We start from the raw sequence: 22,423 nt of genomic DNA on the forward strand, positions 1-22,423 counted from the left end.
AGTTTGACAATTCCGACATACCTAATTCACTAATAACTAACAACTAAAATCTAATAACTATGCTAAGTATATTTTTAGGGGTAGTAGGTCCCTGGCAAGTAGTCATCATTGTAGCCCTTATATTATTGCTCTTTGGAGGCAAGAAAATTCCCGAATTAATGCGTGGTCTGGGCACAGGTATTCGCGAGTTCAAAGATGCTACCAAAGAGAATAACGATACCGACAAGAAAAAAGAAAATACCGAGAAATCAGAAATTGAGATGTCAAAATAATTTCATATATTTGCACTCTGAAAATTAATGCATTATGAGATTATTTAATGGACAAAACCTCTTATAGTTTACTGAACGCTTTAAAACTGACTTAGATTGCGAAGAATATTTAGCTTCTTCAAAATGGGAAGATGGATATTGCTGTAGCAAATGTGGTCATAAAAAATATCAAGTCAGAAAAGATTTTTATGGATTTGATACAGAAAGTCCTACTGCAGGAACACTATTTTATGCAAAAAGTCTGTGAAACTATGAAATCCAGTGAATCGCACAAATTGAATAATAGTGTTTAGGTTGATGAATTTACCATAGGAGGAAAAAGAGGAAGGAAAACAGCACAAGTTACTACTGACCAATGGAAAGGATATAAACCTATAAAAGACTTTCATATAACTCAAATTCCTTAGTATGTAACTAATAGGCACCTCAGTAATTTTTTTACTTAAAAAAATCGCAACTTTGCAATATAATAAATCGCAAGAAATGAAAAATAACAGTATCTCCCTATGTTACAAAATAGGGTATTACATCAGTCTTTTTGGAGTGGCAACAATTCTACTTTGGATAGGCGCATTCAAGTTTACTCACGCTGAGGCAGAGGGAATTAAATCCTTAGTAGAACAAAGTTTCCTGCTATCATGGCTTTATAAAATTCTAAGTTTGCAAGGAGTTTCCAATCTCATAGGCGTAATAGAGATAGCTATAGCAGTAGCACTGATAATAGGGATATTCTCTCCGATAGTGCGTAAATTAGCCTTTGTAGGTTGTACAATTACTTTTCTTATTACTTTGAGTTTTCTTTTTACTTCTGCTAAAACCTATTACTATATAGAAGGAGTTCCCGTTACTGATTTCTTTATTTTAAAAGATATTCCTATGTTAGGCTTTGGAATGATAAGTATGAACAAGCCTAAGTAGCTTTTTTAAAATGGAAAGAAGGATATTGCTGTAGCAAATGTAGTCATAAAAAATATTAAGTCAGAAAAGATTTTTATGGATTTGATACAGAAAGTCCTACTGCAGAAACACTATTTTATGCAAAAAGTCCGCGAAGCTAAAGATTCTGCCCTTGCTGAACTCCAACAACGTGTTGCCCAAAAAGGTGCTAATGCGATCGTTGGCATCGACCTCGATTATGAAACCGTAGGCGCTAACGGCGGTATGCTAATGGTTACTGTTAGCGGCACTGCCGTAGTTATCTAATTAGCAAAATCACAAATTGACAGATTGGCTCATCAACAAACTAACTTCTTGGTATAAAGTTGCGCAAAGGTCTTTGCCTTGGCGTGGCACCGCTAATCCCTATAAGGTATGGCTCTCCGAAGTAATTTTACAGCAAACGCGCGTAGTGCAAGGTCTGCCTTACTACCAGCGTTTTATCAGTCGGTACCCTACCATCACCGATTTAGCCAATGCCCCCGAAGAAGAAGTGCTCAAACTATGGCAGGGCTTAGGCTATTACTCGCGCGCTAAGAATCTACACCACACAGCGCAATATATCGCTACTGAATTGGGAGGTGTCTTCCCAAAAACCTATAAAGAACTTGTAAAACTCAAAGGTATAGGCGATTATACTGCAAGTGCCATAGCCTCCTTTTGTTATAACGAACCTTGTGCCGTAGTCGATGGTAATGTATACCGTGTGCTCTCTCGTCTTTTTGGTATTGCAACACCTATTAACAGTCCACAAGGTGCCAAAGAGTTCAAAGCATTAGCTTACGAATGTTTAGACAAGCACAACCCCGGCACTTATAACCAAGCCCTGATGGAGTTCGGCGCCTTGCAGTGCACTCCCCAGAGTCCCGATTGTGCAAATTGTGTATTACGTGACCACTGTTGGGCTTTTCATCATCAGCAAGTAGACGTCCTACCCGTAAAAATCAAGAAAATCACTATTAAAAAACGCTATTTCAACTATCTCGTATGGCTCAATCCTTACGGACAAACCCTTTTGCAAAAGCGCAAAGGCAAAGATATCTGGCACGGGCTCTATGAGTTTCCTCTACTCGAAACTCACGCTCCTGCTACTACCGAAGAAATAGCCTCTATCTTACCCTCTGCTACCGTGAGCTTGTACAACGAAATGCCTGTAATCCACAAACTCACCCACCAGCATATTTATACTTCTTTTTGGATAGTTACCACCACCGAACTCCTTGATAATAGCATACTTATCTCCGATATACACAGCTATCCCGTATCAGCTCTCACTGCAAATTTCATTACCAAATTTTGGTAGTTTTAAAATTTTGTCGTACTTTTGGAGAATATTTAGATTATCAACTTTATATTTATATATATCAATGAACGGAACTTTAAATAAAGTTATTCTCATAGGTCGTATGGGAGATGTTGTGAAGCTTACCTATTTCAGCGAAGGTAACTGCATTGGTCAGTTCCCCTTAGCCACTGATGATGAGTATACCAATCGCGCTACCAACGAGCGCATTAGCAGTACCGAATGGCATACTGTTATCGTACGCAACAAGCTGGCAGAACTCGTAGAGAAATACACTCACAAAGGCGACCTTATCTATGTCGAAGGGCGCATCAAAACACGTAAATGGCAAACGGAAGACGGCGTGATGCGCCAAACAACTGAAATCCACGCTTCCGATGTAACTTTCCTACCAAATCCTAAACGTGATGGGCAACCTAAACCAGCTCTTAAAACAGCTGAACCTAAGGCTCCTGAACCGCCCGTAAGCACGGAGCCTCCTTTCTAAATGTGTAACGAAATAATAATATTTTGGAAACAGAACCTTTGTCGGTACTCTCATTAATGCCTTTTTTAAGCATTGACGTGGGTATCGTTATTCAATTTGCAGTGTTTATACTATTATTATTCTGCTCTGCTCTTATCTCAGGAGCCGAGGTAGCTCTCTTTTCGCTTACTCCTGCTGAGATTGAAACACTCAAAGAAGAAAAAACGCCTACCGGCAATATTATAGCCAAGCTCGCAGAGAATCCTAAAAAGCTATTGGCAACGGTACTTATCGCCAATAACTTGGTAAACATCTCTATCGTACTCCTCTTTGCCGATTTAGGAGACTTCCTCTTCGGGGGAATTACAACTCCTTGGGTACGGGCAGTACTCGATGTGGGCGTGGTTACCTTTGTGCTTTTGCTCTGCGGTGAAATCCTGCCTAAAATCTACGCCAATCGCAACAATATTTTGTTTTCACAGCGCGTAGCTTACTTCATCTATATCCTCGACACCTTCTTTACACCCATCAGTATGCCGATGAAAAACTTTACCGTATGGATACAAAAGAAATTGGGCAAACAGAAAAGCAATATTTCAGTAGGACAACTCTCGCAAGCCTTAGAACTTGCCTCCGAAGAAGATACCACCAACGAGGAAAAGAAGATATTAGAGGGCATTGTCTCTTTTGGCAATACCGAAACCCGCGAAGTAATGGTACCCCGTGTAGATATCTTTGCTCTCAGCGAAGAACTCTCATATCAGGAGTTGCTAAACGAAATCGTGGCGATAGGCTATTCACGCATTCCCGTATACCACGAGAATTTAGACCATATCACAGGGGTAATTTACATCAAAGACCTCTTGCCACATTTAGACAAAACTGATTTCGACTGGAATAGTGTGAAACGCAATGCTTTCTTCGTTCCCGAAAACAAGAAATTAGACGATTTGTTGAGCGAGTTTCAAGAGAAGAAGATACACCTCGCTGTTGTAGTAGATGAGTACGGTGGTACTTGTGGAGTGATTACCTTAGAGGATATCATAGAAGAGATTGTGGGAAATATCAACGATGAGTTTGACGATGAAGATGTAACACACTCCAAAATCAATGATAATGTCTTTATTTTTGAAGGAAAAACGGTTTTGAAGGACTTCTATCGCATTCTTGAATTTACTGATGAAGAAGAGGCTCTATTTGATGAAAATCGCGGTGATGCCGAAACGCTTGCAGGCTTTCTCTTGGAGATTTCGGGCAACTTTCCTCAGAAAGGAACACCTATCCTCTTTGGCAACTATAAATTCATTGTAGAGGCTTTTGACAAGAAACGCATCAAGCAAATCAAAATCATTAGAACGAACAATCCACAATAAATACATATGAAATATTCTAAAATAATTGACACTATATATCAATCTGTTTTATCTGCTGATAATTTAGGTAAAGTTCCTACTTATATCCCAGAATTGGCACAAGTGAACCCCGATAAGTTTGGGGTATATTTTTATAGCCTCAACAAACAATCGTATGGGATTGGTGATTGCGATGAAAAGTTTTCAGCACAGAGTATTTCTAAGGTATTAGCACTTTCGTTGGCGTATAGTATTATAGGCGACCAACTATGGCGACGTGTAGATGTAGAACCTTCGGGCACTTCATTCAATTCATTAATACAGTTAGAAGCCGATAACGGTATTCCACGTAACCCTCTTATCAATTCAGGGGCTATTGTAGTTTGTGATATTCTCCTCTCTATCTTGGAAGATGCTGAAGCCGATTTCTTAACTTTTGTAAGAGAATTAGCTAATGATAATAGTATAAATTACTCTATATTAGTAGCCGAATCGGAGAAATCAGTAGGATATCGCAATTTTGCCTTATGTTATTATATCAAATCATTAGGGAACATAGAGAATGACCCTATTGAGGTACTCAATTTCTACTTTAAACTTTGTTCATTAGAGCTTACTTGCAAATCGATGGCATATATCTTCTCGTTTCTTGCCAACGATGGTATCCGTATGCACGATAGAGTTCAAATCCTTACTGAAACTTGTACTAAACGGGTAAACGCTTTGATGCAAACGTGTGGTTTCTATGATGAGTCGGGGGAGTTTGCTTTTAAGGTGGGACTACCAGGTAAAAGCGGTGTAGGAGGTGGTATTGTAGCTCTTTTGCCTAATCAATATAGCATTGCGGTATGGAGTCCGAAACTTAATAACAAAGGGAATTCGTATAGAGGAATGAAGTTCTTAGAAGAGTTTACCGCACAAACACATACTTCTATTTTTTAGTAATAAAATATATGTTAAAGAATTATTTCAGTACCTTTATTAAATACTTTTTTCAGGGGATACTTATCATAGGTCCGCTGAGTGCTACTATCTGGATTATTTGGTCGATATTCAAGAGTGTAGATAACCTTGTGCCTGATATCTCAAAGGCTTACCCAGGGTTAGTCTTTGCTTTGGTTTTACTTGGTACTGCTATTATTGGTTTTATTGGTAGTCGACTGATTTTAGGGAAACTGTTCGTGGGACTATTAGATTATTTAGTAGCTCATATTCCCGGTGTAAAGGTTATTTATTCTTCTATTAAAGATATTTTAGCTTCTTTTGTAGGTGACAAACGCAAGCTTACTAATCCGGTATGGGTAAAAGTGAATGAAACGCCCGAAATATGGCGTATTGGGTTCCTTACCCAACCTTCTATGGATTTTGCTGAGCTCAGCGAAATGGTAAGTGTTTATCTTCCGCATTCGTATGCTATTTCTGGTTGGGTGATTGTTACTTCTAAAGATAACATAAAGCCTGCTGAAGGTTTCTCTTCCCAAAAAGCAATGGAGTTTGCCCTTAGTGGCGGAATCCTTTCTAATACCAATAATACCAGTAATGCCAATAATACTGGTAATAAATAGTGATTTTATATAGTAGTTTATTGTTTGTTTAGGCTATTAGCTTTTGCTTTAATATTGTTTTTAGCTGTTTTTATACTGCTTGAGATTATTTTAGCTACTTCTATAGCATCTTCTTTGATACTTTCATATTCAGTAACTGTAATATAATCTGTCTTACATAAAAGTTCTAACCAATAGAGCGTCTCATTTATTTCTTTTTGTGATATAGCTATTTTATGTACAAAGTCAGCAGCACTTTCAGAATGTTCAGCTTCACATATCATTGCTCCTACAGAAGTACCACTGCGCAATATTTGCTTAGAAAGTACAAATTCTTTCTTACTTTCATATAAATATTTATAAAGATTTACTATTCTAATAGCAAAATCAAGACTTTTTGTTTTCAAAATATTTTCTTTCATACTCTAATTTTAATCTTCTAATTATTGGTTTTATTGGTATTATTAGCTTTGTGGTATTAATTACATTTTTCTTCTTCGCAGTGGCAATTATCGGTGTCTATTTCAAAAGTGCTGTGGGTAATCCCTTCGTGTGAGAGTTTGTGCTTTAACTCGGCTTTAATATTCATAAATTCTTTAAGCGTAATGCACTCTTTCAGTACAATATGAGCCGTGAGAGCGTTCTGTGAGCTACTGAGCGCCCAAATATGCAAGTGATGTACACTCTCTATCATTGGGTGCTCTTCTATAAGATGCTGTATATGTTCCTTATCGATGTCGTGAGGCACTCCATCTAAGATGAGTTTTACACTTTCTTTGAGCAATCCCCAAGTGGAGAACAGAATCACGATACCTACCATAAAACTACTGATAGGGTCGGCTAAGTTCCAACCGGTAAAATATACAATTGCCCCTGAGATAATTACCCCTACCGATACCAAAGCATCGAGCATTAGGTGCAGAAAAGCCCCTTTGACATTGATATCTGTCTTCTGTCCTTTGTAGAATAGGAATGCTGAAACTGCATTGATTATTACTCCTATAAAAGCTGTAAGCATAATTGCTGAACCGACCATTTCGGGCGGATTAGCAAGACGCTCGAAGGCTTCGATAAAGATTTTTATCACAATGTACATCAGTAGTACCGCATTGATGAGCGATGCGAGAATAGATGCTTTTTTGTAGCCATAGGTATAAAGCTGAGAAGCGGTGCGATGGGTGAGTTTCATACCGATAAGTGAAATCACTAAACTGGCAACATCGCTTAGATTATGACTTGCATCGGAGATAAGTGCTAAGGAATCGACGCGAAAGCCTACTGCAAACTCAATAATTGTGTAGAGCAGATTCAACCCAATGCCTATGTAGAAGGCACGATTGAGAGTACTGAGGTCAGTTACGGTGTGATGATGGTGGTCGTGACCGTGGTGATGATGGTCGTGTTGGTGGTGTGAATGTTCCATAATAATATTTTTCTATTAAAAATAAAAGGTAAAAGGTAAAATCAGTAATGACTCACAGCTGGGTGGTGTGTGAGTAAAAGGTAACAAGCGATGCAAAGGTACGAATTATTTTGTAATAAGGGTGATTTTAAGGTAAAAGATAAAAGGTAAAGCCAGCAAAACTGGCTTTACCTTTCTTGTTGTTACTCACTTTAAAGGATAAATTCCTTAGTGGTAACATTGGCAGGACGGTCGGTGGCTGTTACTATTACCTTATCGCCGGTAAGAGAAGCGTTTACCACAGTGGTGGTATACACCCACTTACCTTCTTGGAAGGTAGCATTCCCCTCTTCTACAAGTGTAGCATCGTGGTCGGTGATTTTCACTTTCACGCCTGTTACTTTAAAAGTGTCGGACACTTGTACGACAATCTTTTCTCCGGTAACGGAACCTGTATAGTTTGAGGTATCTACCGCGTCAATCACAGGAGCTTTAAGATAATCGGCAATTGCCATATTATAGGGGGTGGTACCTGGACGCTTTTTAGCTTCCTCGGCATAGCTTTGCTTAAGTGCACTATTTTGCAAAGCGCTTTTAGCATAGAAAGCTGCTCGGGCAAACCTTTGCTGATGTAGCTGTTGTGCTTGGCTTGCTTTCTGAGAGCGAACGGGGGCTTTCCCTACGATGGTTTGTCCTGCGCGTTGGCGGAATACGATTTGGCGAGCTAACATACCGCTCAATCCTTCGGTTACTACATTATTTTTACTTCTTGCCATAATGATTGATTTTTTAGATAAGAGGTCAAAGAACTAAAAGATGGAAGGCGTCGACTTTATATTTACCTTTTGTCTTTCGGCTTTTCTCCTTATCAAGTTTTTACGGTGCAAAATTCTGGCGATAATTTTTTATGGGCAAATTCTTATTCAAGGGTTGTAGGATTTTAGGACAAGGATTGTGCGTTTGAGATACAAGGCTGAGAATTGAAGAAAAGAGAGTAACAGAGTAAATACAAGAAAAAAAGTCGCTAAGCATCTCGCTTAGCGACTTTTTTATTATCAAAATTAAAATCTAAAAAACGTCCTTGATGTGTTTTATACTGTTGGCAATACTGCCTTTGGCTTCTGCAAAGTCACCTTGACCTATCTTCTTGATGATGTTGGTTGCAAAACCTTTCATCTGTTCAAAAGTGATATGAGGAGGCATCGCTAAGGTATCGCGATTGGTGTAGATATTCACCAAGGTAGGTCCGTCGTGCTCGAAAGCTGCTTTTACGGTGGCTTCGAGGTCTTCGGTTTTACGCACTTCATAGCCTTTGATGTTCATCAGGTCGGCAAGTTTGTCGAAAGGAGGGTTTACCATATTGGTTTGCCAATCGAGGTAGCCCGATACTTCCATTTCGAGTTTTACCATTGCGAGCGAACGGTTGTTGAACACAAATATTTTCACAGGGTATTGGTATTGCATCAGGGTAGCCAAGTCGCCCAAGAGCATTGATAGACCGCCATCGCCACACATTGCTACCACTTGTCTGCCTTTGGAGGAGGCTGCTGCCCCAATTGCCATTGGGAGGGCGTTTGCCATAGAACCGTGGTTAAACGAACCGGTGAGGTAACGTTTGCCTGTACCTTTGATAAAGCGCGCTGCCCATACTACATTCATACCTGTATCGACGGTGAAAATAGCATCGTTGGCGGCGTATTTATCCAAAAGTTTAGCTGCATATTCGGGGTCTATTTGGTTCTCTTCGGTTTTCTTTTTGGTGTAATCGTCCAATGATTTTTCAAGATCCAAATACTCTTTGTGAATGTCTTTGAGGAAACTATCGTCGGTGCGAGGGGTGAGTTTAGGTAATAAGGCGGTAATGGTGTCCTTCACATCGCCTGCAAAACCGTAATCTACTTTGGCACGACGCCCAATGATATCGGGGCGTTCATCTATTTGGATAATAGTACTTTTCTTAGGCAAGAACTCCGCATAAGGGAAGTCGGTGCCGAGCATTACGAGCACATCGGCTTTGGCGCAAGCATCATAACCTGAACGGTGTCCGAGCAAGCCGTTCATTCCCGCTATATAAGGGCTATCGGTGCGGTCGAAGAATATTTTGCCACGGAAAGAAGCGACAATAGGCGCTTTAAGGGTTTCGGCAAGCTGTTCTACTTCTTTCACCGCATACTGACAACCGTGACCGCAGTAAAGGGCTATTTTCTTGTTTTTAGCGTCGTTTAGTACGGCTGATAATTTGTCGAGTTCACTATCGGAAGGGCGTACTACGGGTTTTGCTAAGAAGGTTTGTGTAGCGGAAGGCACTTCTTCGAGGTCGGCGCCTGCTACATCGCCAGGGAGTCCCAATACCGCCACGCCTTTCTCGTTGATAGCCGTTTGTATGGCGCGTTGCATCATTGTGGTGAACTGTTTGGGGGTATTGGCTACATACACGTATTTACTGCAATCTTGAAACAGCAAGAAGGGGTTGGTTTCTTGGAACCAGTGGGTACCAAATTTATGGGTGGCGCAGGTGCTGGCAATGGCAATCACAGGGTTGCCTGAGCGGTTGGCGTCGTAGAGTCCGTTGATAAGGTGCACGTGTCCAGGTCCTGAACTTCCCATACAACAGCCTATGCCGTTTAGTTCGGCGTCCATAGAGGCTGCATAAGCTGCTGATTCCTCGTGGCGGACGTGTATCCACTCAAGGCGACCATCGCGACGGATGGCGTCGTTTACAGGGTTGAGGCTATCGCCAGTAATGGCATAGACTCTTTTTACGCCTGCTTGTACTAACATTTCGACCAATTGGTCGGATACATTTTTACTCATATGTTTTATTATTAATGATTTTTTGTATGCAAAAATAATACCAATTAATACTATTTTGAGTCGCACAGGCGAGAGAAATGAGGAAATTAGAAAATGAGAGAATGAGGAAATTTGGAAATTTGCTCATTAGGAAAGTTAAGGTAATAAAGAACCACCGTTGAGCGGATAAATGCACAGCGGTGGTTTTTGTTTGATTATCTCTTCTTTAGAAGACTCAAAATAAAAAGAGTTTATTAAGATACTTGTACAGTCTAACCTTCAATTTCAAAAAGAATTTTCAAGGATTGTAAAAAGCTGATAAAAGCGTCTAATTCCTCTGTAAGTTTTAGTTTTGTTGATTCATTTGCTAAGATAATAATATTCTTTCTTGGAATACCTAATCTATTGGCAAGCTCTTCTAAATCTATCCCTTCTCCTTTGCCTACCACATTAATAATAGGTAAGATTATATAATAGTCTTCAGTAGAAACGTTATAGGATTTAATTCTTCTCTTAATTTCCGCTACAAACTCATCAAGAGAAATAGTTGGCATCTCTCTCTCATCATCTGCTTTTGTTACAATAAAGTCTGATTTGTAGTACATAGGGTACAACCACAACTCTGCAAACAAATCAATTATGATAGTTCTGAGTTTCCTTTTCTTCTCTTGATAATTATTAGAATCTTCTTTTTCAACAAGTCTAATATCTGGAACAATTCCATTGATAGGTTTCTTAAAAAGGAGATTCCATCTTTCTTTATCCAACTGATTACGCAAATATTTTGCTAAGTAGAACTCTAAAAGATTTTTAGGAGGAATAAAAGTATAGGGGTCAGTTTCAAAAAAGCCTACATCATTATATTCATCTGCGACTTTTAAACAATCTCTCAATAAAAAAGCAAGGTTAGCTAAAAATAAACTAGTATTGTTAGTTACCCAATCTTCTGCTCCATTAAAAACTTGCTGGTAGCCTTCAATTATACCTTTGGGTTCTGGTATAATAATTTTCTTTCTATTTATTAGTGACATCTTTTTATATTTGTTTTATAATTATACTTCTACTATACAGTAATAGAAATCTACAGATTTTGCTTCTTTTTCATTCTTCTTTTCGTTTTTAAAAATAGTTCTTTGAAGAGTTTTCCATTTTGTATTAGATTCATTACTTACATCTATAGCTCGATAATTTCCTTGTAATGAAAACTCAGGGTGAGTAGTATGTTGAAGTTTAAAATTTTCATGCCATTTAAGAGGACTTTCTAAAGGTTCTAGTTTCATTTCCATACTAAAATTTTGTGAACTATCAGTGGGGTGTTTTGTATATTTATTGTCATTAGTTATAAATACACAAATTCCTCCTTTCACTTTGTTAAAACATCCTTTCACAAATTGCAAACGAGCTACATCTTTCCAAAAAGAATATCTACCTAAATTCCTAGCACCATGATCTTTTAAAATTTCTAAATTATCTAAGTTTTCTTGAAAACGTTCAAAAGATCCATTTTGCTCTTTAGTTTTATACTTGAGTTCTATAGGGTAAAAGTAATTATCATACCCTTCCACTACTATGTCTATCCTAATTGTTTTTTCATAAGTTTCTATACTTTGTGGAGTCTTTTTCCTTTTTTTTAGAAAAGTATAATCTCCCCCTTTTTCCTCCCACCTTTGTTTTAGTTGCTCATTCCATACCCATTCTGTTTTATTTTTCTTCTTTTCCTTAGAAGATATAGTTGTTCCTAAAGGTAAAGAATACTCTAAATGAATATTTTTATAATGGTTAGTTCCTTTTAAGTAAAAGGCTAATTCTACTTGAAAATCTCGTTCATTAAAAAAAATCTTAGTCCCTTTATCTAAAAACTCTTTTACATCTTCTTCTATTTGTTGTAAAGTATTCATATTCAATGTTTTTTATAATTATTTAAATAGCTTATTTTGTACTACAAAAGTAATATATTTTTATAATATTTCCAAATCTTTCTTACTAAAGATTAATAACACTTACAAATTGCGTTTGAATGAATTAGCACAGCAAACAAACTTCGGGGTCATAGAAAATTTGATACAACTATTCCAATAAAAAAATGAATCTATCTGAAGAATTCTGTTTATAGGGGCGTTTGTAAAACGCCCCTATAATGTATTATCAAGATAAGGTGCGAGCCAAAGGTGCGAGTCGCACAGGCGAGAGAAATGAGGAAATGAGGGAATTAGAGAATTAGGAAATTAGCAAATGGGGTACGAATTACAAGCTTGCACCAGAGGAGGTTAACTTTGCCAAAGGTCGTAGCACGGCAGGCGATTAACTTTGGCAAAGTGTAGCGACGCAAATGCTATTTTGAGACTTTTTCGGACAGCTTCTTTTTCACTATTCATTTTATCTTTCACTTTTAACTTTTAACTGGTTCAGGGCGCTTCCTGCTTTAAACCAACCTATTTGCTGGGCGTTGTAGGTATGGTTGCAGGTAATCACGTCCTTACTGCCATCTTTATGTACAAATTCTAAGTGTAAAGGAGTGCCAGGCGCAAAGGCGGTGAGGTCGAGGAAGTTGATCACATCGTCTTCTTGAATCTTATTGTAATCGGCTTCATTGGCAAAGGTGAGGGCGAGCATTCCTTGTTTTTTAAGGTTGGTTTCGTGAATGCGCGCAAACGATTTTACCAATACCGCTCGTACGCCCAAATGACGAGGTTCCATAGCAGCGTGCTCACGTGAAGAGCCCTCGCCATAGTTGTGGTCGCCTACTACTATGGAAGGAATACCCGCGGCTTTATAGGCGCGCTGTACTTTAGGCACTTCGTCGTATTTGCCAGTAAGTTGGTTTTTCACAGAGTTAGTTTTACCGTTGAAAGCATTTACCGCCCCTATGAGCATATTGTTGGAAATATTGTCCAAATGTCCGCGGAAACGCAACCAAGCTCCTGCCATCGAAATATGGTCGGTGGTGCATTTTCCTTGCGCTTTGATGAGGAGTTTAGCTCCTGTGATGTTCTTGCCGTCCCAAGGAGCGAAAGGCGTGAGCAGTTGGAGGCGGTTGGAAGTAGGTGATACCACGACCTCGATGTTGCTACCATCTTCGGCGGGAGCCTGATAGCCAGGGTCATCAACCGCAAAACCTTTAGAGGGCAACTCTTCGCCATAAGGAGGGGTGAGTTTTACCGCTTCACCTTGGTCGTTAAGCAAGGTATCAGTGATAGGGTTAAAGTCTAACCTACCAGCAATAGCCAAAGCTGCAACGATTTCGGGGGAAGCAACAAAAGCGTGGGTATTGGGATTACCATCAGCACGCTTGGAGAAGTTGCGGTTGAAAGAATGCACAATCGTATTTTTTTCTTGTTTTTCGGCACCTTCTCTGTCCCACTGACCAATGCAGGGACCACAAGCGTTGGTAAACACACGGGTGCCCAACTGCTCGAAGATGTCTATGATGCCGTCGCGTTCAGTAGTATAGCGTATTTGTTCAGAGCCTGGGTTGATACCAAAGGAAGCTTTAGGGGTAATTCTCTTTTCCAAGGCTTGTTTTACCACCGAAACCGCGCGGGTGAGATCTTCGTAAGACGAGTTAGTACACGAACCGATGAGCCCCCATTGCACCTCGAGAGGCCAATCGTTGGCGCGAGCTACTTCTTTCATTTTGGATACAGGAGTACCTCTATCGGGGGTAAAAGGACCGTTGATATAAGGCTCTAAAGTAGAGAGGTCTATCTCGATGAGTTGGTCGAAATATTTTTCGGGGTCAGCATATACTTCGGGGTCGGCGGTGAGGTAGGGAGCGATCGCATCGGCAGCGAGGGCTACTTCTTCGCGTCCAGTGGCAAGCAGATAGCGACGCATCGCCTCATCATAGCCAAAAGTAGAGGTAGTAGCCCCTATTTCGGCACCCATATTACAAATAGTACCCTTCCCCGTACAAGAAAGCGATTTAGCACCTTCGCCAAAATATTCCACAATAGCGCCCGTGCCCCCTTTTACGGTGAGGATATCGGCAACTTTAAGAATCACATCTTTGGGGGCAGTCCACCCGCTGAGTTTACCCGTGAGTTTTACGCCTATGAGCTTAGGGAATTTCAGTTCCCACGGCATTCCTGCCATCACATCTACGGCATCAGCCCCGCCTACGCCAATGGCGAGCATTCCTAATCCGCCAGCATTCACCGTATGCGAATCGGTGCCTATCATCATTCCGCCAGGGAAAGCATAGTTTTCTAAGACTATTTGGTGAATAATCCCTGCGCCAGGTTTCCAGAAACCAATACCATATTTGTTGGATACCGAAGAGAGAAAATCGAATACTTCTTTAGACTGTTCGGTAGCTACTTTCAGGTCGGTTGTAGCGCCTTCTTTGGCTTGGATAAGGTGGTCGCAGTGTACGGTGGTAGGGACAGCCACTTTGCTTTTGCCCGCTTGCATAAACTGCAAGAGCGCCATTTGGGCGGTCGCATCTTGACAAGCGATACGGTCGGGGGCGAAATCTACATAGTCTTTTCCGCGCTCAAAGGCACGTGAAGGAGTGCCGTCCCACAAGTGGGTATACAATATTTTTTCAGCAAGGGTAAGGGGTCTTCCTACCACTTGGCGGGCTTTGTCTACGCGTTCAGGAAATTGGGCGTAGACCTTCTTTATCATTTCAATATCAAAAATCATAATATCTTTTTTAGTGTTTTACTTCCTTGCATTACTGTTGCTACTTTGGTGAAATCAGGGTGGTAATAACCTCCTAACTCTACCGGTGTACCTTGTATACGGGTGAGTTCTTCCACGATAGTCGCTTCGTTGTCTTTTAGGGCTTTGGCGATAGGAGCAAACTCTTTGGCAAGTGCGCTGTCTTGAGTTTGTGTCGCTAAAGCTTCTGCCCAATAGAGCGCCAAATAGAAGTGACTTCCGCGATTGTCGAGCGTACCTACTTTGGCTTGAGGCGATTTATCGTTGTTCAACAGCTTACTCGTTGCCTCATCAAGGGTTTGGGCTAAGATTGAGGCTTTGGGGTTCTTGTGTTTTTGCGCAAAATGCTCTAATGAAGCTCCTAAGGCGAGAAATTCTCCTAAGGAATCCCATTGAAGATGATTTTCGGCAAGAAACTGTTCGGTTAATTTAGGTGCCGAGCCCCCTGCACCCGTTTCAAAGAGTCCGCCACCGTTCATCAAAGGGACGATAGAGAGCACTTTGGCACTGGTACCCAATTCCAAGATAGGAAACAAGTCGGTGAGGTAATCGCGCAACACATTGCCCGTTACCGAAATGGTGTCTTTGCCCTTGCGAGTGCGCTCTAAGGTGAAGAGCATCGCCGTTTCGGGCGACATTATACGGATATCTACCCCCTCGGTATCGTGTGTTGCCAAATAGTGTTTTACTTTTTTGATGAGTTGCGCATCGTGAGCGCGGTGCTCGTCCAACCAAAAAACCGCTGGCGTTTTGCTGAGGCGTGCGCGTGTTACCGCTAATTTCACCCAATCTTGTATGGCAGCATCTTTCGCAGTACACATACGCCAGATATCGCCTTTTTCTACCTTGTGCGATAAGTACACTTTACCATCGGTGCCTACCACCTGTACACGTCCGCTATGAGGGATTTCGAAAGTCTTGTCGTGCGAGCCGTATTCCTCAGCTTTTTGCGCCATTAAGCCCACATTGGCAACGCTTCCCATCGTAGCAGGATTAAACGCCCCGTGTTTCTTACAGAAGTCAATCACCACTTGGTAGATACGCGCATAAGTACTGTCGGGCAGTACCGCCAAAGTATCTTGAGCCTCGCCTTTAGCATTCCACATCTTGCCCCCATTGCGAATCATTGCTGGCATAGAAGCATCTACAATCACATCGTTAGGGAAATGCAAGTTGGTAATCCCCTTATCAGAATTCACCATTGCCAAGGCAGTTGCTCGTGTAAGTGCTCCCTCGATATCGTGCTTTAAAGGTTCTTGTTCTTCAGCTGGTAATTGTGCTATTTTGGCGAGGATATCCGAAAGACCATTGCGCGCATTCACCCCTAAGGCTTTCAGTTCTCGTGGGTGTTTTTGGAACAAATTAGCAAAGTACGTTTCAACCGCATAGCCAAAGAGAATAGGATCAGAAATCTTCATCATTGTAGCTTTCAGGTGCAAAGAGAGGAGTACACCCTTGTCTTTCGCTTCGGCAAAGGCTTTTTTATAGAATTTGCAAAGCGCCTCTTTGCTCATAAAAGTAGCATCTATCACTTCGTCCGCTTGCAAAGGAAGTTCGGCTTTGAGCACCTGCACCTCGTGTTTAGGGCTTACCAACTCTATACGCACCACATCGGCTTTTTTGAGGGTGACCGATTGCTCGTTGTGGTAGAAATCGCCCGCTTGCATCGTAGCGATTTCTGTGAGACTCTCAGCACTCCACGCTCCCATTGAATGCGGGTGTGTTTGAGCGTACTGTTTTACCGATTTAGGTGCACGCCTATCGGAATTACCCTCGCGCAAGACAGGGTTCACCGCACTGCCTTTCACCTTGTCATACCGCTGTTTGATAGCCATTTCAGCTTCATCAGTAGGATTTTCAGGGTAATCGGGGAGCGCATAGCCTTGTGATTGCAGTTCGGCAATAGCCGCTTTCAGTTGGGGTACCGAAGCACTGATGTTAGGCAACTTGATGATATTGGCTTCCGGACGCGTTGCCAACGCCCCCAGTTCGCTAAGAGCATCGGGCACCCGTTGTTCTGCTGTGAGAAAATCGGGGAAAGAGGCTAAAATACGCCCTGCCAATGAGATATCTTTGGCTTCAAAGTTGATACCCGAAGAGGCGCAAAAGCGTTTGATGATGGGCAATAGCGAATGCGTAGCTAAATAGGGCGACTCATCGGTAATGGTATAGATAATGTTTTTCATTTTTATCTTTTATTCAATTCAACAAAAGGTCTTTCGGTGGCACCTACGTATATTTGTCGTGGACGACCGATAGGCTCTCCTCCTTGTCGCATTTCCTTCCATTGAGCAATCCAACCAGGGAGACGACCAATAGCAAAGAGCACGGTGAACATCTCTAAGTGCATACCCAAGGCTTTGTAGATAATACCTGAATAGAAATCGACATTGGGATAGAGGTTGCGCGATTTGAAGTAGTCATCTTCCAAAGCTACCTTTTCGAGATGTTTGGCAATGCCGAAAATAGGATCGTCGATTCCCAAAGCGTTGAGCACCTCATCGGCAGCCACTTTGATGATTTTAGCCCGTGGATCGAAGTTTTTGTATACACGGTGCCCAAAGCCCATCAGGCGGAAAGGGTCATTTTTGTCTTTTGCTTTATTAATGAACTTATCGACATCGCCTCCGTCTTTATGAATTTCTTCAAGCATTTCAATCACCGCTTGGTTTGCCCCGCCGTGGAGGCGACCCCAAAGGGCTGAAACTCCAGAGGAAATACTTGCAAACAGACCCGCCTCTGAAGAGCCCACCAAACGCACGGTAGAAGTAGAGCAGTTCTGTTCGTGGTCGCCGTGAAGGATGAGCAGTTTGTTGAGAGCACTCACTACCGTAGGGTTGATTTTATATTCCTCAGTAGGGATTTCGAAGAAGAGGCGCAAAATGTTCTCGATATAGCCCTTGCTGTTGTCGTAATAATTCAGCGGTAAACCCTCGCGCTTGCGGTACACCCAAGAAGCGATAATCGTTACTTTGGCAATGGCTTTACAGACCGCTTGATACACGTTTTTAGGACAATGCACGTTTACCGGTACAGGGTTAAAAGCAGTGAGCGCACTGGTAGCTGATGCCAATACCCCCATAGGGTGAGCCGAGCGCGGAAAACCGTCCATAATATGGCGCATATCCTCGTGAACAAGGGTGTACTTGTGAATTGTTTTTTTGAAATCGTCATACTGTTCGGCAGTGGGGAGTTCTCCAAAAATAAGAAGATAGGCTACTTCGAGGAACTCAGCTTTAGCAGCTAAATCTTCGATATTATAGCCACGATAGCGCAAGATGCCTCGTTCGCCGTCGAGGAAGGTAATGGCACTCTTGCAAGACCCCGTGTTTTTGTAACCCGAATCTAAGGTTACTAATCCAGTAAGGGCACGCAATTTTTCGATATTAATCGCTTTTTCGTTTTCGGTGCCTACTACGATAGGAAATTCATATTCTTTCCCTTCAAAAATCAGTTTTGCTGTGTTTTCCATAGTACAATTTGTTTTTTATTTTTGGGCAAAGTAAGAAAAATTATTTCACATTTACAAACAAAATAGCGACAAATCTATCTTATTTAACAATCTTTAACGTTTTATAATTAAAATATAAGGCAAATATATCTATAACGAAAATAGAGATGGAAATAAGGGGGTGTGAGAAATGAGGAAATGGGAAAATGAGGTGCGAGCCACACAGACAAAAACTTGGGCAAAGTGTGTGCTACAAAAAGTGATACATTAGAGAATTCGGAAGGAAACGGAGAAGTTCGGAAGAGAGCTGAGAGAAGTTTTGGTGAAAAAAGGGTGTAAGATGGGTGGGGTTAGCTTATAGAGAGCTTATAGGAAGCTTATACGAATCTTGGACGATTGGTATAGGAAGGGTGTGTAAAGAATTGATTAATAGTGTAATACAACAACGCTAAAAATGTTAAAAACGGGGTTTCGAGGCGAAAGAAAGAGGAAGAGGCTCTAGACCTTAGGCCATAGGCACTAGGAGGGAGTACGACGGAAAAGGGAAGTAATGACGAGGGACGAATGACGAATGACGAAGGGAATGTAAGGTTGTAGGGCGATGAGCAGGGGAAAAATAGTATTATATATTATATTGAACTGATATTAATGGGTAGGCTTATTCCTTAGAAAGAAATCGCTGTAGAAGTTTTGGGTTTGCATAAGGTGGTTGTGAGTGCCTGAATGACTTACGGTGCCGTTTTCTAAAATACAAATACGGTCGGCGAAGTGTTGTAAGGAATGCAAACGATGAGAAATAAAGAGTGTAAGACTATCGCGTTTAATTTGATTGAGTATCCTATGCACAAAAGCTTCGGTATGCCTATCCATTGCTGAGGTAGCTTCGTCTAAAATGAGCAATTGAGGTTTCTTAAACAGCGCTCGCGCAAAGGCAATAAGTTGTTTTTGTCCGCCTGAGATATTTACACCTTTCTCTCCCAGCTGAGTAGCTAAGCCTTGTGGAAACTGATTGAAGTAAGTGTCGAAGCCATATTCACTAAGAAAAGCCAAGAGGTCTTCTGCTTTACAAGGAGTTCCTAATAAAATATTATCCAATACATTTCCGTTGAAAATAGCTACTTCTTGAGGAATATAGGCTACTTTACTGCGATAGCTCTTTGTAGCAATAGTGTTTAAAGGGTATTGCTGATTGATGTAAATAATACCTTCATCAGGAGGGTAAAACTGTAATAACAGATTGGCAAGCGTACTCTTACCACAACCATTTTCACCTACAACAGCCACTATTTCGCCTTTGTTTATTTGTAAAGAAAGATGGTGCAAGATAGGTTTTCTACCTATAAAGCGAAACGATACGTTTTCTAAGGTTATCCTATCGATAGTGTGGATATTTTCACCTTCTTCTTGCTCAGGAGGTATGGCTGTGAAATTGTACATACGAGCAAAAGCCACTTTAGCTTCGTTGATAGGAATGCTTATCAGGGCTAAATTGAGAACAGAGGGCAATAAAGAACCTACCATTGAGAGGATAGCCATCAGTTCGCCTAATAGTAATGTTCCGTTTAGCACTTGTATGGCATTGTAAACGAGTATGCTCACTAAGAAAATGACGCTTATCGCCCCTGAAATCCAAGAGAGTTTGATGTTTACTTTACCTAACTGAAATGCTTTCTCTTGTGAAGAGAGAAAAATAGTCTTGTTTACTTTTGAAAAGACTCCTTGTTTATTACCTATCTTTATATCGGTAATGCCTTGAAAGGTATTGATATAATGACTTTCGACCAAAGCGTAACTCTGCATTACTTCGCGTTGTAAGGCAACGATTTTAGCATTGTTTTTATGAATGACAAAAAAGTAAATGGGAATGGAAAGCAAAGTGAATACCCCCACTTGCCAAGAGTAGTAAAACAAGAACGCAGACGTAATAAGCACTACCAAAATATCAATAAACGTAGCACTCACGAGCATTTTTATGACCCGTTGAATACGCTGGGTATCGTTTAGGCGGGCTACTAATTCGCCTATTTTGCGTGTATCGAAAAAGAATTTGGGCAAGTGGAGGAGTTTGCTAAAAAACTGCTCATTGATACGCGTATTGAAGTCTTTGGCTTGCAAGAGTAAGAAATATTCTCTCACTACTGAAATACCAATGCGTGCCAATAACAAGAAAGTGAGCAATAGCACGCCTTGAATGAGTTTACTAACGTCTTTTGAGGGGAGGATATTATCGATGAGTTTTTGAGAGAAGATAGCCATAGCTAAACCTAAAACAGCTATAACTGTGCCTAAGAGTCCGCTGATGAGTAGCAGGCGTACGTCTTTTTGAATGAGGTTTAAAAACCATTTAAACTGTGCTTTTTGCTGTGTTGTTTTCTTTTTAAACTGCGGAGTAGGGGTGAGTGTTAGACAAGTTTTAGAACGCCAAAGGCTGTTTAATTCTTGTGGAGATAGTTTTATAATACCTTTGGCGGGGTCTCCAATGATAAATATACCCTTTTCAAAGCCATAGCACACTACATAATGCTCTAAGTTGCCCATAGTTAAATGCAGTATAAGCGGAGCGTTATAGGCTTTGAGAACTTCTATATCAGCCTCGTTGCCTTCTGCCTCAAAACCTATGGAATTGGCAGCTTGGTAGAGCCCTAATAGGGTAGTGCCTTGCACGGTAGTACCACTAAGGGAGCGGAGTTCTTCTAAGGTGTGCGCACCACCGTAATATTGGACAAGAGACAACAAGCAAGCCACTCCGCAATCGCTTTGGTCGTGCTGGAGTACAAAAGTTTTATGAATAAGTTTTAGGGAGAGAGACATATAACAGAAGGGCTGATAAAGTTAGTTAGCTTTTAGTTTTTTTCCTTTTGGTCTCAAAATATACTACTAAAAAAGTAATAACGAATAGAATGCCCGATACTATTTGGGCAATACCTCCTTCATTATGGAAATATTCCACTACAGCATAGATAGTATTACCCAAAGCGAGGAGTATCATTGCTATAATAACAATAGGGTTTCTGGGATTCATAACTAAGTATTTTTACTCCCCTCATTTAAGAAACCCTAAATAGGGTTGTTAAGGTTAAATTTTATAAAGCAAGCTAACGCTTTTGTTGTTCTTTTTCTTCTTCTTTTCGTATTTTGTAAATGTCTATACCAACAGATATACCAGTGGATACACATACAAAAACATTGATCATCATAGCCCAAAATATTTTGGGTTCAGGATTCATCACTACAACGTAAGCAATGCTAGCTCCTGCAGTAAGAAAAGCAACTATAAATATAACACTTCTTAAATCCTTTCTTAAATAAGGTCTCATAAATTAATGGTTTTAAAACCAAATAAGTTTGGCGAGAATGATAAGAAATAGTATAAAATAGCAAATAGTAATATAATATTCCTTTTTATAGTGTTTAGCTATGTACTGCCTCAAAGCCTCTAAAACAAGAAGCACTACAAGAACGGTTACTATATGTGCTAAAAGCACTTCGTACCACTGATAGCCTATGATATTTTTGCAAAGGTATACACTGCTTAATACAAAATACCCTATAAAGAAAGGATTTTTGAGCAACTGACCTACATTGGCTAGCACCTTCCCTTCTTTATACTTTTCGGGATATATGAAAGGGATAACCAAATGCAAGGAGATGAACACTACTGAGTCCATTAAAAAGGCTTCGGTGAAGTGTTCTTTCTCAAAAGCAAATACAATGACTATTACGTAGAGGGCTAATAATACAGCGTATAAAGCTATAAATATTTTAGATAAATCTTCCTTTTTCATACGGATTGTTCTTTTCTCTTTTCTTCATACAAGAAGCCTGCTCCTGCTACACTTAAAGCTAAGATAAAGGATATATTTTTAAAAAAAGTATCGCTAAAAAAAGCTATATAGTTTTGGAGAAGTATTCCCATAATACATATATAAATATAGTAATACCTCTTGAATTTTAAAAGATATAAACTTAGTTTAACAATAACTGTTGCCAAGATAAGCAAAGCTACAACTAATACTACTGTTTCAAGGATAGAAAAAGTGTTTTCTATTTTATAAAAGAACCCCATTAGTAAAGGCAACAACAATACTACCCAATTAGGGGTATATAAACTTTGCTCTTTGAAAGTAATGTATTTATTTTCTTTAAAGTTATCTAAAGGAATAAAAATAGATAAAGAAAATATATTTAATACAATGTTGTACAAAACGATATTCCCTTCTGTCTTATCTACAAGATAGAATA

Annotated in this window: 23 protein-coding genes and 1 pseudogene; 10 read left to right on the forward strand and 14 right to left on the reverse strand. The window is 40.3% G+C overall.

Annotated features, from left to right (window positions below; all coding sequences use genetic code 11):
* Positions 1 to 59 precede the first annotated feature (59 nt).
* The 9 genes and pseudogenes from tatA to HMPREF1321_RS03750 all read left to right on the forward strand — a co-directional run bounded on the left by tatA (position 60) and on the right by HMPREF1321_RS03750 (position 5,894).
* On the forward strand, positions 60 to 272 hold the full coding sequence (tatA, locus tag HMPREF1321_RS03715; RefSeq protein WP_009421490.1) for a twin-arginine translocase TatA/TatE family subunit: 213 nt from the start codon (positions 60 to 62) through the stop codon (positions 270 to 272).
* Between the two features lie 34 nt (positions 273 to 306).
* Positions 307 to 676, forward strand: a pseudogene (locus tag HMPREF1321_RS03720) (IS1595 family transposase); the annotation flags it as partial.
* Between the two features lie 79 nt (positions 677 to 755).
* Positions 756 to 1,190, forward strand: a complete 435-nt coding sequence (locus HMPREF1321_RS03725) for a DUF417 family protein (RefSeq protein WP_034575646.1) — start codon at positions 756 to 758, stop codon at positions 1,188 to 1,190.
* A gap of 75 nt (positions 1,191 to 1,265) precedes the next feature.
* Positions 1,266 to 1,475, forward strand: a complete 210-nt coding sequence (locus HMPREF1321_RS11475; protein WP_009421481.1) for a heavy metal-binding domain-containing protein — start codon at positions 1,266 to 1,268, stop codon at positions 1,473 to 1,475.
* 16 nt (positions 1,476 to 1,491) lie between these two features.
* Entirely contained in the window at positions 1,492 to 2,511 is a 1,020-nt protein-coding gene (gene mutY / locus HMPREF1321_RS03730) for an A/G-specific adenine glycosylase (RefSeq protein WP_034575647.1), read from the forward strand.
* Positions 2,512 to 2,575: 64 nt separating this feature from the next.
* Complete coding sequence (locus HMPREF1321_RS03735; RefSeq protein WP_002674608.1) at positions 2,576 to 2,998, forward strand: single-stranded DNA-binding protein; 423 nt, start codon at positions 2,576 to 2,578, stop codon at positions 2,996 to 2,998.
* 56 nt (positions 2,999 to 3,054) lie between these two features.
* On the forward strand, positions 3,055 to 4,350 hold the full coding sequence (gene gldE / locus HMPREF1321_RS03740; protein WP_034575648.1) for a gliding motility-associated protein GldE: 1,296 nt from the start codon (positions 3,055 to 3,057) through the stop codon (positions 4,348 to 4,350).
* A 6-nt stretch (positions 4,351 to 4,356) separates the two neighbouring features.
* Entirely contained in the window at positions 4,357 to 5,271 is a 915-nt protein-coding gene (locus HMPREF1321_RS03745; protein WP_009421458.1) for a glutaminase, read from the forward strand.
* Positions 5,272 to 5,282: 11 nt separating this feature from the next.
* Entirely contained in the window at positions 5,283 to 5,894 is a 612-nt protein-coding gene (locus tag HMPREF1321_RS03750) for a DUF502 domain-containing protein (protein WP_009421487.1), read from the forward strand.
* A gap of 17 nt (positions 5,895 to 5,911) precedes the next feature.
* Here HMPREF1321_RS03750 and HMPREF1321_RS03755 read toward each other — a convergent pair whose 3' ends face one another.
* The 9 genes from HMPREF1321_RS03755 to HMPREF1321_RS03795 form a co-directional block, all read right to left on the reverse strand.
* Positions 5,912 to 6,295 carry a four helix bundle protein gene (locus HMPREF1321_RS03755; protein ID WP_009421465.1) on the reverse strand — a complete coding sequence of 128 codons (384 nt, stop codon included), beginning with the start codon at positions 6,293 to 6,295 and terminating at the stop codon, positions 5,912 to 5,914.
* Between the two features lie 56 nt (positions 6,296 to 6,351).
* Complete coding sequence (locus HMPREF1321_RS03760) at positions 6,352 to 7,296, reverse strand: cation diffusion facilitator family transporter (RefSeq protein WP_009421444.1); 945 nt, start codon at positions 7,294 to 7,296, stop codon at positions 6,352 to 6,354.
* Between the two features lie 191 nt (positions 7,297 to 7,487).
* The gene (locus HMPREF1321_RS03765) at positions 7,488 to 8,051 is read right to left on the reverse strand and encodes a hypothetical protein (RefSeq protein ID WP_009421447.1); all 564 of its coding nucleotides are present in this window, start codon (positions 8,049 to 8,051) and stop codon (positions 7,488 to 7,490) included.
* A gap of 292 nt (positions 8,052 to 8,343) precedes the next feature.
* A complete protein-coding gene (locus HMPREF1321_RS03770; protein WP_009421464.1) occupies positions 8,344 to 10,089 on the reverse strand; it encodes a ubiquinone-dependent pyruvate dehydrogenase in 1,746 nt (581 codons plus the stop codon).
* A gap of 251 nt (positions 10,090 to 10,340) precedes the next feature.
* Positions 10,341 to 11,099 (reverse strand): hypothetical protein, encoded by a 759-nt coding sequence (locus HMPREF1321_RS03775; RefSeq protein ID WP_009421473.1) that lies wholly within the window; start codon positions 11,097 to 11,099, stop codon positions 10,341 to 10,343.
* A 21-nt stretch (positions 11,100 to 11,120) separates the two neighbouring features.
* On the reverse strand, positions 11,121 to 11,966 hold the full coding sequence (locus HMPREF1321_RS03780) for a hypothetical protein (protein ID WP_009421511.1): 846 nt from the start codon (positions 11,964 to 11,966) through the stop codon (positions 11,121 to 11,123).
* A gap of 478 nt (positions 11,967 to 12,444) precedes the next feature.
* On the reverse strand, positions 12,445 to 14,712 hold the full coding sequence (locus HMPREF1321_RS03785; protein ID WP_009421508.1) for an aconitate hydratase: 2,268 nt from the start codon (positions 14,710 to 14,712) through the stop codon (positions 12,445 to 12,447).
* Positions 14,709 to 16,916: an NADP-dependent isocitrate dehydrogenase gene (locus tag HMPREF1321_RS03790; protein ID WP_009421462.1), complete on the reverse strand. Its 2,208-nt coding sequence runs from the start codon at positions 16,914 to 16,916 to the stop codon at positions 14,709 to 14,711. Before HMPREF1321_RS03790 ends, HMPREF1321_RS03785 begins: the two co-directional genes overlap by 4 nt.
* A 2-nt stretch (positions 16,917 to 16,918) precedes the next feature.
* On the reverse strand, positions 16,919 to 18,202 hold the full coding sequence (locus tag HMPREF1321_RS03795) for a citrate synthase (RefSeq protein ID WP_009420787.1): 1,284 nt from the start codon (positions 18,200 to 18,202) through the stop codon (positions 16,919 to 16,921).
* Between the two features lie 253 nt (positions 18,203 to 18,455).
* Between HMPREF1321_RS03795 and HMPREF1321_RS12170 the strand changes: the two genes are divergently transcribed.
* Positions 18,456 to 18,542, forward strand: a complete 87-nt coding sequence (locus HMPREF1321_RS12170) for a glycosyltransferase (RefSeq protein ID WP_232205424.1) — start codon at positions 18,456 to 18,458, stop codon at positions 18,540 to 18,542.
* Between the two features lie 284 nt (positions 18,543 to 18,826).
* Here HMPREF1321_RS12170 and HMPREF1321_RS03800 read toward each other — a convergent pair whose 3' ends face one another.
* From HMPREF1321_RS03800 to HMPREF1321_RS03820, 5 genes are all read right to left on the reverse strand, one after another.
* Complete coding sequence (locus HMPREF1321_RS03800; RefSeq protein ID WP_009421413.1) at positions 18,827 to 20,992, reverse strand: peptidase domain-containing ABC transporter; 2,166 nt, start codon at positions 20,990 to 20,992, stop codon at positions 18,827 to 18,829.
* Between the two features lie 25 nt (positions 20,993 to 21,017).
* A complete protein-coding gene (locus tag HMPREF1321_RS03805) occupies positions 21,018 to 21,203 on the reverse strand; it encodes a hypothetical protein (protein ID WP_009421428.1) in 186 nt (61 codons plus the stop codon).
* A 73-nt stretch (positions 21,204 to 21,276) separates the two neighbouring features.
* Positions 21,277 to 21,498 (reverse strand): hypothetical protein, encoded by a 222-nt coding sequence (locus HMPREF1321_RS03810; RefSeq protein ID WP_009421415.1) that lies wholly within the window; start codon positions 21,496 to 21,498, stop codon positions 21,277 to 21,279.
* Positions 21,499 to 21,510: 12 nt separating this feature from the next.
* Positions 21,511 to 21,966, reverse strand: a complete 456-nt coding sequence (locus tag HMPREF1321_RS03815; protein ID WP_009421427.1) for a hypothetical protein — start codon at positions 21,964 to 21,966, stop codon at positions 21,511 to 21,513.
* Complete coding sequence (locus HMPREF1321_RS03820) at positions 21,963 to 22,385, reverse strand: hypothetical protein (protein ID WP_232205418.1); 423 nt, start codon at positions 22,383 to 22,385, stop codon at positions 21,963 to 21,965. The genes HMPREF1321_RS03815 and HMPREF1321_RS03820 overlap by 4 nt, the downstream gene beginning before the upstream one ends.
* Between the last annotated feature and the right edge of the window lie 38 nt (positions 22,386 to 22,423).

Origin of the sequence: Capnocytophaga sp. oral taxon 412 str. F0487 (assembly GCF_000271925.1) — a bacterium.
Classification (GTDB): Bacteria; Bacteroidota; Bacteroidia; order Flavobacteriales; family Flavobacteriaceae; genus Capnocytophaga; species Capnocytophaga ochracea.